Annotated in this window: 13 protein-coding genes; 8 read left to right on the forward strand and 5 right to left on the reverse strand. The window is 48.0% G+C overall.

Annotated features, from left to right (window positions below):
- Positions 1-20: 20 nt before the first annotated feature.
- The 4 genes from H6F93_RS29785 to H6F93_RS29800 form a co-directional block, all read right to left on the reverse strand.
- Positions 21-1,628 (reverse strand): glycosyltransferase family 39 protein, encoded by a 1,608-nt coding sequence (locus tag H6F93_RS29785; protein WP_190689069.1) that lies wholly within the window; start codon positions 1,626-1,628, stop codon positions 21-23.
- 58 nt (positions 1,629-1,686) lie between these two features.
- Positions 1,687-1,923 (reverse strand): hypothetical protein, encoded by a 237-nt coding sequence (locus H6F93_RS29790; RefSeq protein WP_190689073.1) that lies wholly within the window; start codon positions 1,921-1,923, stop codon positions 1,687-1,689.
- A gap of 130 nt (positions 1,924-2,053) precedes the next feature.
- Positions 2,054-2,554: a hypothetical protein gene (locus H6F93_RS29795; protein WP_190689080.1), complete on the reverse strand. Its 501-nt coding sequence runs from the start codon at positions 2,552-2,554 to the stop codon at positions 2,054-2,056.
- A gap of 226 nt (positions 2,555-2,780) precedes the next feature.
- Entirely contained in the window at positions 2,781-4,025 is a 1,245-nt protein-coding gene (locus H6F93_RS29800) for a pentapeptide repeat-containing protein (RefSeq protein ID WP_190689084.1), read from the reverse strand.
- A 1,306-nt stretch (positions 4,026-5,331) separates the two neighbouring features.
- On the opposite strand from H6F93_RS29800, the gene H6F93_RS29805 reads away from it, so the two are divergent.
- Positions 5,332-7,452: a WD40 repeat domain-containing serine/threonine protein kinase gene (locus H6F93_RS29805; protein ID WP_190689087.1), complete on the forward strand. Its 2,121-nt coding sequence runs from the start codon at positions 5,332-5,334 to the stop codon at positions 7,450-7,452.
- A gap of 7 nt (positions 7,453-7,459) precedes the next feature.
- On the opposite strand, the gene H6F93_RS29810 is transcribed toward H6F93_RS29805, so the two are convergent.
- Positions 7,460-8,371: a DMT family transporter gene (locus H6F93_RS29810; RefSeq protein ID WP_199314194.1), complete on the reverse strand. Its 912-nt coding sequence runs from the start codon at positions 8,369-8,371 to the stop codon at positions 7,460-7,462.
- A gap of 588 nt (positions 8,372-8,959) precedes the next feature.
- On the opposite strand from H6F93_RS29810, the gene dpsA reads away from it, so the two are divergent.
- From dpsA to H6F93_RS29845, 7 genes are all read left to right on the forward strand, one after another.
- A complete protein-coding gene (gene dpsA / locus H6F93_RS29815; RefSeq protein WP_190643947.1) occupies positions 8,960-9,517 on the forward strand; it encodes a DNA starvation/stress protection protein DpsA in 558 nt (185 codons plus the stop codon).
- A gap of 311 nt (positions 9,518-9,828) precedes the next feature.
- Positions 9,829-10,650 carry a sirohydrochlorin chelatase gene (locus tag H6F93_RS29820; RefSeq protein WP_190689091.1) on the forward strand — a complete coding sequence of 274 codons (822 nt, stop codon included), beginning with the start codon at positions 9,829-9,831 and terminating at the stop codon, positions 10,648-10,650.
- An 86-nt stretch (positions 10,651-10,736) separates the two neighbouring features.
- Positions 10,737-11,507 carry a uroporphyrinogen-III C-methyltransferase gene (cobA, locus tag H6F93_RS29825; protein ID WP_190643945.1) on the forward strand — a complete coding sequence of 257 codons (771 nt, stop codon included), beginning with the start codon at positions 10,737-10,739 and terminating at the stop codon, positions 11,505-11,507.
- Positions 11,508-11,580: 73 nt separating this feature from the next.
- Entirely contained in the window at positions 11,581-12,807 is a 1,227-nt protein-coding gene (locus H6F93_RS29830; RefSeq protein WP_242043693.1) for an endo-1,4-beta-xylanase, read from the forward strand.
- A 163-nt stretch (positions 12,808-12,970) separates the two neighbouring features.
- Entirely contained in the window at positions 12,971-13,180 is a 210-nt protein-coding gene (locus H6F93_RS29835) for a hypothetical protein (protein WP_190643944.1), read from the forward strand.
- Between the two features lie 5 nt (positions 13,181-13,185).
- Entirely contained in the window at positions 13,186-13,386 is a 201-nt protein-coding gene (locus tag H6F93_RS34370; RefSeq protein WP_190689094.1) for a hypothetical protein, read from the forward strand.
- 361 nt (positions 13,387-13,747) lie between these two features.
- Positions 13,748-14,695, forward strand: a complete 948-nt coding sequence (locus H6F93_RS29845) for an RluA family pseudouridine synthase (RefSeq protein ID WP_190689098.1) — start codon at positions 13,748-13,750, stop codon at positions 14,693-14,695.
- Positions 14,696-15,250: the final 555 nt, after the last annotated feature.

The following is a 15,250-nucleotide window of genomic DNA, read 5'->3' on the forward strand; positions in this document are numbered from 1 at the left end:
TGCTTAAGCCTAGACACAAATTAGAACGCAATTGTTTGATGAGCAGTGCCGATTTTCGTATCACTGGGCTGAACGCGATAGAGGGCGATCGCCAGTGTATTGTCCCTAAACTGGTAGATTGGCGTGAGTGCCTTGCCCTGCCGGGTGAGCGTAGACTGAAGGCAATCGCTTGGATTATAGACAAACACATCGCTAAACTCATGTTCAGTCCACTGCAACTCATCAATAGCTTCAGTTAACAGCAACAGTTTTGTGTTGGAGTGAAGCCGATGTCCAACCGGCATAATTCCTCCAAACGGCATGTCAGAGATCACGAGTGGCTGCTGAGATTGATTAATTTGTTCGGCAACTTCCACATCAAACTCTGACCATCCCCACCAGGTATCCGCCTGCATCGTGACTACATTGGAAAGAATGCTGCCGGAGAGCAATATCACTGTGATCACTTGCCACAGTCTCAATCGAACTAGATTTGTGGTGTTGCGGACAAGCTGAGATGCCAGCAGATAAGCAACGGTGAGATGAATTCCTAAGTAGCAGATAAAGAAGTAGCGATCGACCGCAGAACGCCGACCCGCCGTGACTAAGTCAGGCAAGAGAAATGCGGCAGTCGTAACGCCCATTAGCGCAAAAAGCAGTATCCAAACTTGCCTGGTGCGACGTTGAAGGTAGTAGACTGCACCCGCAAGCAACAGCAAAATGGCTGCACTCAGACCAATTAACACGCTATTCAGAGAAGATGATGGAATGGACACGAAAGCGTGACAGAGATTCAGGCTCCAGCTTTTGACAAGTTCCGTAAAAGGCAGCGGCACTTTTGCCCAATTTGTGGTGAGAACCAGCCGTTCTCGGCTCATCCACATCACTCGTAGCCAGGGAAGAAAACTGAGAACGGCAATTGATGCACTCATTAAGTAGGCGATCGCCGCTCCAGTCAGCCGAAAGCGCTGTACCACCAACACATACATTCCGTGACTCACCAATACCAGTACAGAAAATACGTGACAGTAAAGAGCCGCGATCATGGCGATCGCATAAATTCCCCAACTTACTGCTGTCTTCTGCCGTATTGCCTTCAACAGGAAAGTAGAAGTAATCAGGATGAGCAAAATCCACATACTGTAAGGTCTTGCCTCCTGTGCATAGCGAATATAAATCGGCGCGGTTGCCATCAGTGCGGTTGCCATCCAGCCAACTAGCGGGAGGGCAAATAACTCCACACAAAGCCAATACATGAACGGCAATGCCAGAATGCTGAACAGGACAGACAAACTTCGCAGCGACACAATGGAACTGCCGAATAGTTTTGCCCAGGCTCTCACAATGACAAAGTACAGGGGAGTATGCTGTGAATCTTCTTCAGCGATACGTTGAATGGTGGCGATCGCCCCATGTTCAGGAGAAACCTGCTGGTAGGGGCGTAATGCCTCCACATCAATAATTTGTCCGTTAAAAAGCTGCATCACCTCCTCAATTTTGAACCCCGAAATTCGCAAAGAGGTGTAAGTTTCGTCGTGCCAGTAGGGCTTTTGGTCTAGATTAACTAGGCGAAAGAGAACACCAAAAACTATTACAATTGCCAGTGCCATCTTCAACCCCTGTATCCAGGGTTGTTCGTATTTCATCATTGGAGTATCTTCTCGGGGGTGGTAAAAGAGAGTTTGTTCGCTGAGTTACATTGATGTATTAGCTGCTGTAACGCTTTTCCAGCCAAATCCGAGCTTCTTGTTCAGAATCAAAATAATGACGTTTTTCTGTCGTCACATCGTAAATTTGCAGGTAACGCTCGCCCTGACGGTTATTCTTCCAGACAACTTTAAGGTCGGTTGAACCGGGTGACTTGGTAGTGAACAGTTGCCAAATTCTGTCGAATTGGCTGTCTTTAACGAAAATCCAACAGGTCTTGATTGCAGTAGTCAACATAATAAGCCTCTTTGTTTTGTCTAATATTGCAGTGGGGCAATGTGTAGTAAGTTACGTTGAGATTTTGTTGTGGATGTAGTTGGGCGATCGCCCCGGTCAGCCTTGGGGTTGAAGTGTTTCTGACTTTGGCTTAACCCGCTTGGGTAATGTCCTCAGGAGAGGCGATCGCCATATTGGTGAGAAATGGCCGCAATGCTTGAGGATGCATAAATGAGAGATATCGAGAGGCGATCGCAGGTGGCAACAGTTCGATCAGCAAGTGGTTTTCGACCCAAAACTCAATCACCTCAAAATAGTCGTCACGATTGCAACGAATCATGTGCCAGTCTTCACGTTGGGCGATCGCTCGAATCTCCTCCTCACTCACTGGAACAGAAATTGCAGCGTGAGTTGCCGTGTAGGCAGAGGAATTGAGGTTTTGTGCAAACTGAGCTTCCCTCTCTTCCGTTCTAGGAATCAGTTCAGTTCCTCGTGGCAAAAGTTCAATTAGCGTTCCGTTGATGTCTAACGGGAGCACCATATAGGCACCGTCACAAGGTGGAAAAGGAGCAAATTCCCCTTGCCATAGTTCTGCTAAAACTTGAGCAACATGGCGCGGATTGTCAACTGCAAGTGAAATGTGATGAATCATGATATAACCTGTTTCCTGTAGCTCTACACAAGCGAAAGTGATTGAAGGTGGGCTATTTGTAAACCCAGCAATTCCCAGTTGATCAATGATTAATGACTAATGGCTATTAACTAGTAACTCGTGATCAACATTCACTTAGCATAAAAAAACTCACTCCCTCTGTCGGTCAGAGAAAGTGAGATCAAAGGTCAGAAAAAGTCTGCTAAGAAAGTGGAGGTAGAGTCTCTTATTGTTGAGAGTGTTGGTGCGGTTGCTCTTCGGCTACAGCGGGAAGTCCATCGGCGATCGCCTCTTCCATATTGGCTCCTTCCAGATTGGTATTGCTCAATCTAGCTCCAACCAACACGGTTTCTCGCAATTTTGCTTGGCTGAGGTTAGCCTCAGTGATGTATGCCTCTGTCAGATCAGTCTGTTCAAGATTCGCTTGACTTAAGTTTGCGCCAACTAAATCAACGCCCTGAAAGTTTGCTCCTTGTAGGTTAGCGCTGGTGAAGTCAGCTCCGGTCAGCGTGGCTCGTTTTACATTAGCTTCCTGAAGCAAAGCGCCGTTCAAGTTTGCCCCGATCAGAATTGCAGCACTCAAGTCTGCCTTTGTCAGAGTGGCATTGCTTAAATCTGCGCCACTTAACTCTGCAGCATGTAAATAGGTGCTTTGCATATTTGCGCCACTTAAGTTAGCCCCAGTTAGAATAGCTACGGCAAAGTTAGTGCCCTCTAAATTGGCGTTACTCAAGTTTGCTTCACCAAGCTTTGCCCAAAATAAGTTTGCGCTACTCAAGTCAGCCCCAGTTAGGACAGCTCGACTAAAATCTGCTCCTTGCAGCACAACCCCGCTGAGATTAGCTTCAGTTAAGTCGGCTTCTTGCATTTTCACCCCAAACAGATCGGCCCGATCAAAGTTGGCTTGGGTGAGAATTGCCTGACTTAAATCTGCGGCGTGGAGAAATGCGCCAGTGAGGTTTGCCTCAGTCAGATCTGCGCCTCGGATGTAGGAAGTGATCAGATCAGCGCCGCTCAGGTCAGCCTGCTGAAGATTGGTTCTGCCGTAGCCTTCAGCCTCTTTACTGTTGCCTGACCAACTCATTTGTGCGGCTGTCAGTCTCGCCTGGGTGAGATTTGCCTGAACCAAGTTTGCAGCCCTAAGATCTGCCTGAACCAAGTTTGCGCCACTTAGATTCGCTTGACTCAGGTTAGCACCTCGCAAATCTGCGCCTTGAAGATTTGCATTCTGTAAATCTGCGCTGCTCAAGTCTGCACTGCTCAAGTTACAACCTTGACATTCCTTAGTACTCAACAGTTGTTGGACATCTTCCTCATCTGGTGCAGGAATGGAGACTCCTTGTGATTCGGCTGGAACACCATCTGCGCTCTGATTTGAAGCTTGGTTTGGGGTTTGTACTGCTACCTGAGATGAACAGGAGGAGAGAAAGGTGAGCAGTATTGCTCCAGTGGCGATCGCTCTTAATTGCATAATCTTTTGTTTCCAAAGGTGAATGAGTCAATTTTTCCAAAAACAATTTTCAATTCAGCCCCACAACTGAACTGAAAAGATGACTTGGAGATAGAAACGGATAAGTTTAAGCAAACATTTTTATCCTAAAATTCTGCTTTAAGCGTTATGTCAGCAGGAATTTTTAGGAGAAAGGTTCTCTTGCTAGCGGGTACAAAGTGATAACTACTACAGACTCATGAATGTCCCTAACAGCAGAAACAACGGCTTTGTTTCTGCATCAAACCTGGTTGACTGACAAATCTTCTGATGTAGGTTGGATGAAACAACGTGAAACTCAACACCCACCTGAGTTCTGTTGGGTTATGCATTCGCTTCACCCAACCTACGAGATACCCACAGTTCTGGGAGATTTGTCAGTCAACTAGGCATCAACCTCAGTAGAAGAGATAGCACCGATTGTTTGCCAAGGGTTGTGAAACATAGCAGACTTATGGGCAGTATTTTGGGGCTTTACTTGGAGATGCCTCTAAAGCTTCAGAACAAGTGGGTTTTAGAAGGCACTAACAACTCTGCGTTCCAGTTGGAGCCTTAGAACGAACTGTATTCAGTCAGATTTATTCAATCTTGCAGGGCAATGTAAAGAAATTGAGTCTTGTAAGGTAGAGCTTTTCGATCCCTGTTATTTCTAATACCCTGTGTATCCTAATCTAATGGGTTCATCCCAAATTTTGCGGTAACTTTACGTAAGCTTTAAACCAGAAGATTGAGAATTTACCCATAATTGGGTTGGAGGATTAAAGTCGGTTAAAACGGTGAAAAGCTTGTGTCTTATACCTTTTATCCCGCTGAGCTAAGGATAGAACTGACTGTTGGGTTATTCTACCTGGAGAAAGAATCAAAAGAGCCAGACTAGCAGCGGATTTCAGTGTTCTTCAGTAAATTTGCGGATACATTAGGGTGCGCTCATAAAGAAAGCATGAAGTTGCTAGGTTGCTACAATCAGGCAGACTGATAGATTTTTCTGAAGTGCATAGAAGATCATAATCAGTCTCTAAAAGACACGGATTCTGCTTTTTTTGTCTGAATAAGCTAACAAAATGGAAAGCCAATCTAGCTCGTTTTGGAGTCAACTTTTTGTGTCTAGACTAAAAGCCGTGTTGAGCTTCAATTCTTGAATGTGGCTCTGAAAATCCTACACTCCGGCTCTCCAAAATGGGTTGAACTGTTAAGCTTCTTCAACCTACATTTCCTCTTAATTGAGCTGTTGCTTTCGTTATTTATTTCTAATAGTTTAGATTCCTAAAGCTTAGATAGAGTTCCCGGAATGCCCCCTTCTCAACCGCTTGACACTCGACTTGGTCGCCCAGTTGGCGATCGCCAGCGTTATCTTCTTACCGACCTAATTAGCAATGGGGGTATGGGTGATGTGTTTTTGGCGACCGATTCGCTGTTGGGTCAGCACGTTGCGCTGAAAGTCTTAAATGAGCGCCTTGTGGTTGGAGAGTTGAGAAAGCGGTTTGAGCGAGAGGTGGCAGTGATTGCAGCGTTGCAAAGCGATCACATTGTTCAGGTGATGGATTATGGGGTAACGGCTGAAGGCAATCCGTTTTATGTGATGGAGTATTTACACGGGCAGACGTTGGGGCAGCTTTTGCGTCAAGAAAAGCGCCTGTCCGTTCCCAGAACCGTGAGCATCATTCATCAGGTTTGTTCTGGATTGTTTCTGGCTCATCAAGGCGTTCAGCTTCGTCAGGAGGTAGGGGTTGAGCGGGTCAAAGTTGTGCATCGTGACCTGAAACCAGACAACATCTTTTTGGTGACTACCACACTGGGAGAATGGGTCAAAATCCTGGATTTTGGGATCGCCAAGATTCGCAGCGATCGCTCTGAGCAAACTCACGTTACAGAGATGTTTTTGGGCACGTTTCGCTATGCGGCTCCAGAGCAGCACGGCATGGAGGAAAATCTAGATGAGCGGGCAGATATTTATAGCCTGGGCATCATTCTCTACGAAATGCTTTCTGGATCTGACCCCTACAGCTTTGACCCCGAAAGTAAGACGCAGCATCGGTTAACTGGGGTAGAGTGGGCAGTGGCTCATTTGACTAAATCGCCATTGCCGCTGCGACAACAGGTTGGCTGCGACGACATTTCACCCGCAGTTGAAGCGGTGGTAATGAAATGTTTAGAAAAAGCTCCGGCAGATCGCTTTGCCTCGGTTATGGAGCTAAACCAGGCGCTTCGTGCGGCCTTCCAAAATGGCGATCGCATTCCCACGGCAGCTAGAAAACCCATCAAACCACGCAAGCCAGCAGAGGCAGAGCCAACGATGGCGGTGAGCCCTCCTCTACCTACGCCCGTCCCTAATGCTGCTGCAAAAGTTAGTTTGATGACTCGGTTTGCCCTGTTGCTAGCCGGATCGGGCATCACAGCGGTGCTGCTCCTTGCAGCAGGAAGTTATGCTGGGTGGTCGCCGTTCCTGGGCACCAGCAAATTCGATGCGCTTGAAGAAGTTTCTAACTCGTCGCTAACCCCGGCGAGTGTCGTCGTCCAGGAGCCTCAATCTGAGGCAGCACAATCATTGTCTGGACACATGGATACCGTTTGGGCAGTTGCCATTAGCCCCAATGGGCAAACTCTCGCCAGTGCCAGCTTTGACCGCACCGTTAAATTTTGGAATCCGTTAACTGGAGAATTGCTGCAAACGGTGAATGCTCACTCGGATGCGGTCCGGGCGATTGCCTACAGCCCGGATGGCAAAACCCTTGCCAGTGGCAGCGGCGACAAAACGATTCGGATTTGGGATCTGCAAACTCAAAAGTTAATCCGTACCCTCTCTGGACATTCTGGACCCATCTGGTCGATCGCCATCAGCCCTGATGGACAAACCCTTGCCAGCGGTAGCTACGACGGCACCATCAAACTGTGGAATCCGCAAACGGGAGAACTCCGGCAAACCCTGACTGACCACTATGACTCGATCTGGTCGGTCGCCATCAGCCCCGATGGCAAAACTCTAGCGAGCTGTAGCTATGACGGCACTATCAAGCTGTGGAACCTCCAGGATGGGAAGTTGCTCCGTACCCTTTCTGGACACAGCGATGCAGTCCGGGCGATCGCCATTAGCCCTGATGGTAAATATCTGGTGAGCGGCAGTTGGGACAAGACCGCTAGAGTTTGGGATCTGCAAACTGGACAGGTGCTTCACGTCCTGGAAGGTCATGAAGACCGGGTGTTGGCAGTCGCCATTAGCCCTGATGGAAATACGATCGCCACAGGCAGCACCGACCACACTCTCAAAACCTGGAATTTGCAAACTGGAAGGCTGTTGCGATCGCTTAACGCACACGCAGACTGGGTGCTGGCACTCACTTTTAGCCCTGATGGAAGAACTCTTGTGAGTGGCAGTAAGGATAGAACTATTAAAATCTGGGACTGGCGCTAGGGATAATTCAAAACTTAAACCTGGCAAACAGGCGTCCATCAATTGCTGCAAGCCCTACAAAGATTAGCGCCATACCTGCGAAAGCATTCCACTCCAGACTTTCACCCAGCACAAATACACCCAGCAATAGCGCACTCAGGGGAATCAAAAAAGTCACTAACAACAGGTTTGTTGCACCTGCGATCGCCAGAATATGAAAGTAAAGCAGATAGGCGATCGCGGTACTAAACAGACCTAATGCCAACAGTGCGCTCATGCTCATCCAATCAGGGTTTGCTGTCCAGGGACGCTCCAGCACCAGTGTGAGTGGAGCCATCATGATTGCGGTTCCACTCACCATTCCAGCAGCGGCGACGGTAGCCGGAAGTTGCCGAAACCGTCGTCCATAAATGCCTGCACAAGCGTAGGAAAAGGCAGCCAGCAATACGGCAAATTGCCCAAGCCCTCTGAGCTGCAATCCGCTAAGAACTTCTGTGCCCACTAAAACTGCTACGCCGAAGAAACCACAAATGACCCCCAACAGTCGATTGACGCTCAGCCGTTCGTCAGCCGTGAGAAGATGCGCTAACACTACGCCAAATACCGGTGTGGTGGCATTGAGAATTGCGGCAAGGCTACTATCAATATGCAGTTGCCCCCAGCTAATCAAGCTAAAAGGAATCAGATTATTCAAAGTGCCCATGACTAAAAATTCACGCCAAAGTTTGGCTGAAGTAGGCATTTGATGTCCCTGGAAATAGGCGAACGTGGTGAGGGCGATCGCTGCTAACACCACTCGTCCCAACACCACCGTGAGAGGTCGCAAATCCTGAAGCGTGAGTTCTATAAAAAAGAAAGAACCTCCCCACAGCACAGATAAGAGAATCAGCAAAAGCCACGCTGTGGTCGTCATCGTAGGAGTCTTAGCAGGTTGTTTCATGGCGACGCCTCTTTTGGCACGACCACAGCATAAAACTCCTGTCAGCAGAAAGTCTGGCTATTTTCGGACTTGGGTATTGCTCAACCTTTTGATGGGAAAAACCTTGTGCTCCAAAAAATAACCCCGATCGCCTGACCGGGGTTAAAAAGAAGTTTCTAATTCCATACTTCTATCTTCTCTCGAAATGTTTCTCACGGCATTTCCAAATTGCTGAGCGAATCTCCGTCATATTGCGTATTTTTAAGAGTGTTACGTCCTACAAAGGGCGTTTATTACTTTTCAAACTCTGCTATTTCCTCTGAGGAGCCGCTGCAAAAACAAACTTTAACAATCAATTAAGAGTCTTACGAAATGTGTGCAGGGAAAACAATTTTTTCTGTGAATTTGTTGCATTGTGGAATAGCTAAAATGCTTTTGAACCAAGGGCTCCAAACTTCAAAGCCACATTTGTTTGTAGAAAATAACCCAATGTGTTGAGAATGATTTCTAACAGCAGAAAGAGGCAATGTTGACTCCCTAGATGAACCTCGATACATTGAGGGGTAGAGAGATAAAACAGCATCAACTAGCTGATAGGGGGAAAGAGGTATGTCTACAGTTGAAGGAGTCTTACAGTCCTTTGAGCAAATGCGTGGAAATCCCATCGCATTAGAGCTCCATGTAACGACGGCTGTTTGCGAAGGGCTCAACATTGTTCTGGCAAGTTTTCAGGCACTATATCTGCAATATCAAAAGCACCATTTTGTCGTTGAAGGGGCTGAGTTCTATTCGCTCCATGAGTTCTTTCAAGATAGCTATGGTGAAGTAGAAGGTCACGTTCACGAAATTGGCGAGCGGCTGAATGGGCTAGGTGGCGTTCCGGCTGCTAGCTTCACCAAATTGGCGGAGCTATGCTGCTTTACTCCCGAATCGGATGGGGTATTTTCTTGCCGGCAAATGGTTGAGCATGATTTAGCGGCTGAGCAGTCCGTTATTCAGGTGATTCGTCGTCAGGCTGGGCAAGCTGAGAGCTTGGGCGATCGCGCTACCCGCTACCTCTACGAAAAAATCTTGATGGAGACAGAAGATCGAGCTTTCCATCTCGATCATTTCCTGGCTCACGATAGCCTCACTCCAGCGTTTGCGCTAGCTAACGGTAGCAACTAGATGCAGCGATTGAGTCGTGATAGAAGCTGAAAGCAGAAACGTGACTGCGGACTGTACTAGAAATAGGGTTGAAGTTAGGGTTGAGTTAATGTCATAACGCCCCTATCTTTGGTAAGAATTTGAGCGTGAAGGTGTCGCCTTCGCGCTCAAGTTTATTTTGGGATTGCGGCAGTTTGGCAGAAGTTTAGAAACGGCTGATACAGAAGTTGCTGTTGCTGGCGATACAGTATGATCAATCAGACATTTTTCGTAACAAAGCCCTGTTACGGTTCTATGTCGAGTTGAACAGTTAGTTTGGAACAGTTAAACGGTTGAATTTCTCTACTGCCTACTTATTGGTTTCTCACGGAAGCCGTGATCCTCGCCCTCAAGTTGCTATAGAAGAATTGGCACGCTTGATTCGCGATCGTCTGGCTGCCGAAATTCCTGTCCCAGAGGAGCTACAAACAACTCCCCTCCGGTTGCCCTTTGGTAAAGCTAGACTACAGGCTCCCCGCCGCCCAGCGCAGCGGGTCATGGAATCATCGCCGCTTGTAGGTACTGCCGTTCTAGAGCTAGCTCCTTTGCCGCTGCACCAGCAAATCCAGCGGTTTGGCGATCGCGCCCGGGCCGCAGGTTACGGTCAGGTAAAAATTCTACCCCTGTTTTTGCTGCCCGGTGTGCATGTGATGGAAGACGTTCCGGCTGAACTGGCGATCGCCCAGGCTGCTCTAGGGGAGAGTATTCGCCTTAGCTTGTGTACCCATCTGGGCAGCCATCCTCGGCTCAGAACTTTGCTCACCCTCTCCGCTGACACGCCACCAGAAGTTGCCAAAGTGATAATTTCTCATGGCAGTCGCCGACCCGGAGGAAACCAGCCTGTAGAGGCGATCGCTCAACACATGGGAGCAGCCCCCGCTTACTGGTCAGTCTCTCCCAGCCTAGATTCTCAGGTCGCAGCACTCGTAGAAACTGGCAACCAGGCGATCGCCATCTTGCCCTACTTTTTGTTTGCCGGAGGCATCACGGATGCGATCGCTCAACACTTGCCCCACCTCGCCCAGCGGTTTCCTCACATTCACCTGTATTTAGAAGACCCGATTGGAGCCAACGCCGAATTAGCTGACATCGCTATAGAACTGCTGCTTGCCTAAAGCTGCTTGCCTAAAAGTTATAGCTCCTTTCCCTTTTTTTACTGTGTACACGCTCTAACCTTCACTTACCCAACCCTCCCACTTCCATGCATCAAACTCCAGGCAAAGTCTACCTAGTTGGAGCCGGACCAGGCGATCCCGGACTATTTACCCTGAAAGGAAAAACCTTGCTGGAGTGTGCCGATGTCGTTGTTTATGATGCGCTGGTGAGTCCGCAAATTTTGGCGATGATCGGGTCGCAAGCAGAGCAAATCAGCGCAGGCAAAAGGCGCGGGCGACATTCGCTCATTCAAGAGGAAATTACTCAGCTTTTAATCGAAAAGGCACAAACTCACGCAATTGTAGTGCGGCTGAAAGGTGGTGACCCGTTTGTGTTTGGGCGGGGTGGCGAAGAGATGGAAGATCTGATCAAGGCAGGTGTGTCTGTCGAAGTAGTACCGGGAGTGACTTCTGGAATTGCCGCTCCTGCTTACGCTGGAATTCCCCTAACGCATCGGTTACACAGTTCTTCAGTAACGTTTGTGACAGGTCATGAGTCCGCCGGGAAGTATCGTCCGGCAGTCAATTGGGGGGCGATCGCCCACGGCTCTGAAACGATTGTGATCTACATGGGTATTCACAACCTTTCCTACATTGTCGAGCAACTCCACACAGCGGGTTTATCACTCACTACGCCGATCGCTCTAGTGCGCTGGGGTACCCGTCCTGAGCAAGAAGAATTAATTGGCACACTAGAAACTATCGTGCAGCAAATTGAGGAAACGGGCTTTGAGGCTCCGGCGATCGCCGTTATCGGCTCAGTCGTTAATTTACACGCTGTGCTCTCCAAAGTTGAAATTCAAACAGTGGAATCGTGACGCGAAATTTACGCACCTATCTTTCAACTCACCACATCATCAAAAATTTCGTAGCATACAGGTGAGGATCGCGTTGCCTAACGTATCCTACGAAACTCTGAAGCTGCCTACGGGTGATATGGCAAAACGACGAACTTTTCTCTATGGAGCAGCAGGAGCATTAGGCTTTGGTGGCTCTTGGCTTGCTGCTCAACAAGGCTTTAGCTCCACTTCCCAACAGACGTATGGTTCGGATCAAGGATTGGTAGCTAGCAAGAATCACCTATCCAATGATGACAATAGGCGAGCTTCTCTAAGCGATCGCGCTGCCTCAAAAGGGTTACTCTACGGAGCAACCGTTACCGCACATAGAATATCCTCAGATGCAAGCTTTGCAGCTTGCGTTGCACGAGAATGTAATATCTTGGTTGCAGAAATTGATTTGAAATGGAAAGCTCTGCGCCCTGCCCCTGACCAGTTTGATTTTAGTCGGAGCGATCGCCTGCTTGACTTCACTCAGCGTCACAATATGCAGTTTCGCGGACATACATTAGTTTGGCATAACGGTTTACCCGACTGGTTTGAAAGCACCGTTACAGCCGACAATGCAGAACAGTTTTTGCGAACTCACATTCAAACCGTAGTGAGTCAGTATGCAGGCAAAATGCACTCCTGGGACGTAGTGAATGAGGCAATTTTGCCTGCTCACGGACGGCAAAACGGATTACGAGGAACGCCCTGGTTAAGCCTACTTGGAGAAAGTTACATCGAGATTGCCTTTGAAACTGCGGCTCAAGCTGACCCAGACGCAATGTTGGTTTACAACGACTTTGGGCTGGATTATGACATCTCTGAAGAAGAACGCAAACGTACAGCTGTTTTGGAACTCCTTTCAAGGTTACAATCTCGTGGCATTCCTACTCATGCACTAGGCATACAGGCACATCTACATGGTGACTTGACTCACTTTAATCCAGATAAACTTAGGAGTTTTATTCAGGATGTTGCCAGCATGGGTCTAAAGGTTTTAATTACAGAACTGGATGTATCCGATCGCCGCTTACCTCGTGACATTGATACTCGCGATCGCCAAGTCGCCGAAGTGTATGAAGCTTACCTTACTGCCGCCCTCGCAGAACCGTCTGTGATTGCCGTTCTCACTTGGGGACTGAGCGATCGCTACACCTGGCTTACTCACTTCCAACCCCGTTCTGATGGTGCCGCTGTGCGTCCCCTACCACTGGATGATCGGCTTCAACCTAAACGGGCATGGAGGGCGATTGCTGATGCTTTTGATGAAATGTCTGAGCGTGATGGATGAGGGCGATCGCTAATTCTACCGATGAAGCAAAAGAGTTGATCACAGTGGAATAACCTGTGGAGTGGGACACCTACTCCCTTGGATGGGCAAGATGCCTGCTTCAGTAGTAACGGTAGAATTGTTCACAGATATGCTTATAGTCAACTTGCTTGGAGAAGCACATATGACTTTATCTGAGGTTCTTCCGTCTATCCGCCAACTATCTACCCTTGAGAAACTAAAGCTAATTCGGATTTTGGCAGAAGATTTAGAAGCAGCAGAGGACATTGCACCTCTAGAACCCTTTAAGACCTACGATTTGCCAACACCTTATGACAGCTTCAGTGCTGGTTCAGTGTTGATGCAAGCGGCAGAGTCAGCCCCCCAAACTTGACTGTCATGCGTTTTCGCTACTCCACCTCCGACCTTTTGCAAAATGAGTTTGACAGTTTGCCACGGGTGCCGATAATTCTTCGTCGAGAAGGGTTTACAGTTGAAGCACTCGGTTTGGTTGACAGTGGTGCAACGGTCAATGTGATGCCCTACGAGCTAGGGCTACGACTAGGTGCTACTTGGAATGATAGTAAAGCGATCATCTAACTTGCAGGTAATTTAGGCAGTCAATCAGCGATACCCTTCTTTGCAATGGTTCAAGTTGGAGATATTGCACCGCTTCAGCTAGCTTTTGCTTGGACTAAGATCCCGAACGCACCTTTGATTCTAGGGCAGGTGAACTTTTTCATGGAGTTTGACGTGTGTTTTTACCGTTCTCAGATGGAATTTGAGATTAAACCTAAATCACAGTGAGAGGTCTGATACCTCCCATATGAAAGGATCTGTAAATCTTCAGGATCTTCTATGGTGAGTAATTGGAATTGATTGCATAGAGGGCGATCGCTCCCTATAATCCCTCAGTTACAACTCCCAGCGATAATGAAAGGGTTGAGTATAGGCACAAACTTTGTCCCCAAAACTCCCCGAATTTGACTTAGAGGTTGAAGCAACCACAGAACGGCTCGATCGCTACCTGGCTGAGCAGTTGCCCGATTTATCGCGATCGCGCCTGCAAAAGCTGATTGAGCAGGGACAGGTCTGGGTGAATGGGCAGGTTTGTACGTCTAAGAAGGCAGTGGTGAAAAGGGGCGATCGCATCTCACTCACCATTCCTGAGGCTCAGCCGCTGGACTTGCAGGCCGAGGACATTCCACTGGATATTCTCTACGAAGATGAGCATTTGCTGATTTTGAATAAACCCTCTGGACTGGTGGTGCATCCTGCACCTGGTCATGAAGCGGGGACGCTAGTCAATGCTTTGCTGGCGCATTGTGGGGAGCTACCGGGAATTGGCGGCGTGCAGCGACCAGGCATTGTGCATCGGTTGGATAAAGACACAAGTGGGGCGATCGCCATTGCCAAGACCGATCAGGCACACCAACATCTTCAGGCGCAATTTAAGGCGAAGACGGCTCGACGAGAGTATCTGGCGATTGTCTTTGGCGCACCTGCGGCTGAGAGCGGCACGGTTGACTTACCGATTGGGCGGCATCCGGTCGACCGCAAAAAGATGGCTATCGTGCCTGAAGAGAAAGGAGGACGGCGAGCCGTCACTCACTGGATTGTTAAAGATCGGCTGGGAAATTACACATTGATGCAGTTTCAGCTTGAAACGGGGCGGACACACCAGATCCGGGTACATACGGCGCAAATGGGGCATCCGATTGTGGGCGACCCGGTTTATGGGTCTGGGCGATCGGTCGGGGTGAACCTGGAGGGACAGGCACTTCATGCCTGGAAGCTGAGATTGCAGCATCCGGTATCAGGAGAATGGATCGAGGCGATCGCCCCTCCACCTGAAACATTTACCGTGCTCTTGAGGGTGCTAAAACGGCGGTTTGATTCACAAATCTAACTTCATCAAATGAAAAGTGTCACAATGTCGCTTTGTCTTTCTTAACAATTGCCTCATCTTGCTTCTACCTTTGGGTAGACCTTAACTGGCTTAAATAAAAGCTTTCTGCAAATCTTAAATAAAAATAAAAATTTTTGAAAAACACTTGATAAGTATAATTACCCCTATCAATTGTAAACAAATATGTCGAAAATTTCCTTTAAATGAAGGTGAAATGCCTGTCTTTTATGGGTTCACGCCGTTCTTCTGCACAGGGTTATACAATTTCACAACTTGTAACAAATAATGGCTTTACCGCATTGTATAAAGATTACCGGAAGGGTACAAATGACAGGAAAAAGTTAATCAAATCACTAGTTCATCAGTTTTTCCGTTTCTCATAAAAGTTGTGAAATTTTCTCAGATTCAAAACGTTTACGTTAACATTCTCATCAATGGGGAATTGAGTCTGAGGTCACTGCGAATTCAGTGATTTGAGCAGTATACCTGCTTTACCTTCCACGGGCTGCGCTTTGCAGCTTGAACTGGCTGAACTTAATCCCAGTTTTAATCAAA

The organism is Leptolyngbya sp. FACHB-671, assembly GCF_014695745.1.
Lineage (GTDB): Bacteria > Cyanobacteriota > Cyanobacteriia > Elainellales > Elainellaceae > JAAUTN01.

What these genes read in the sequence shown, in the direction of transcription:
- H6F93_RS29785 (WP_190689069.1), bottom strand. Translation starts at nt 1,628, where the DNA reads ATGATGAAATACGAACAACCCTGGATACAGGGGTTGAAGATGGCACTG.
- H6F93_RS29790 (WP_190689073.1), bottom strand. Translation starts at nt 1,923, where the DNA reads ATGTTGACTACTGCAATCAAGACCTGTTGGATTTTCGTTAAAGACAGC.
- H6F93_RS29795 (WP_190689080.1), bottom strand. Translation starts at nt 2,554, where the DNA reads ATGATTCATCACATTTCACTTGCAGTTGACAATCCGCGCCATGTTGCT.
- H6F93_RS29800 (WP_190689084.1), bottom strand. Translation starts at nt 4,025, where the DNA reads ATGCAATTAAGAGCGATCGCCACTGGAGCAATACTGCTCACCTTTCTC.
- H6F93_RS29805 (WP_190689087.1), top strand. Translation starts at nt 5,332, where the DNA reads ATGCCCCCTTCTCAACCGCTTGACACTCGACTTGGTCGCCCAGTTGGC.
- H6F93_RS29810 (WP_199314194.1), bottom strand. Translation starts at nt 8,371, where the DNA reads ATGAAACAACCTGCTAAGACTCCTACGATGACGACCACAGCGTGGCTT.
- dpsA (WP_190643947.1), top strand. Translation starts at nt 8,960, where the DNA reads ATGTCTACAGTTGAAGGAGTCTTACAGTCCTTTGAGCAAATGCGTGGA.
- cobA (WP_190643945.1), top strand. Translation starts at nt 10,737, where the DNA reads ATGCATCAAACTCCAGGCAAAGTCTACCTAGTTGGAGCCGGACCAGGC.
- H6F93_RS29835 (WP_190643944.1), top strand. Translation starts at nt 12,971, where the DNA reads ATGACTTTATCTGAGGTTCTTCCGTCTATCCGCCAACTATCTACCCTT.
- H6F93_RS34370 (WP_190689094.1), top strand. Translation starts at nt 13,186, where the DNA reads ATGCGTTTTCGCTACTCCACCTCCGACCTTTTGCAAAATGAGTTTGAC.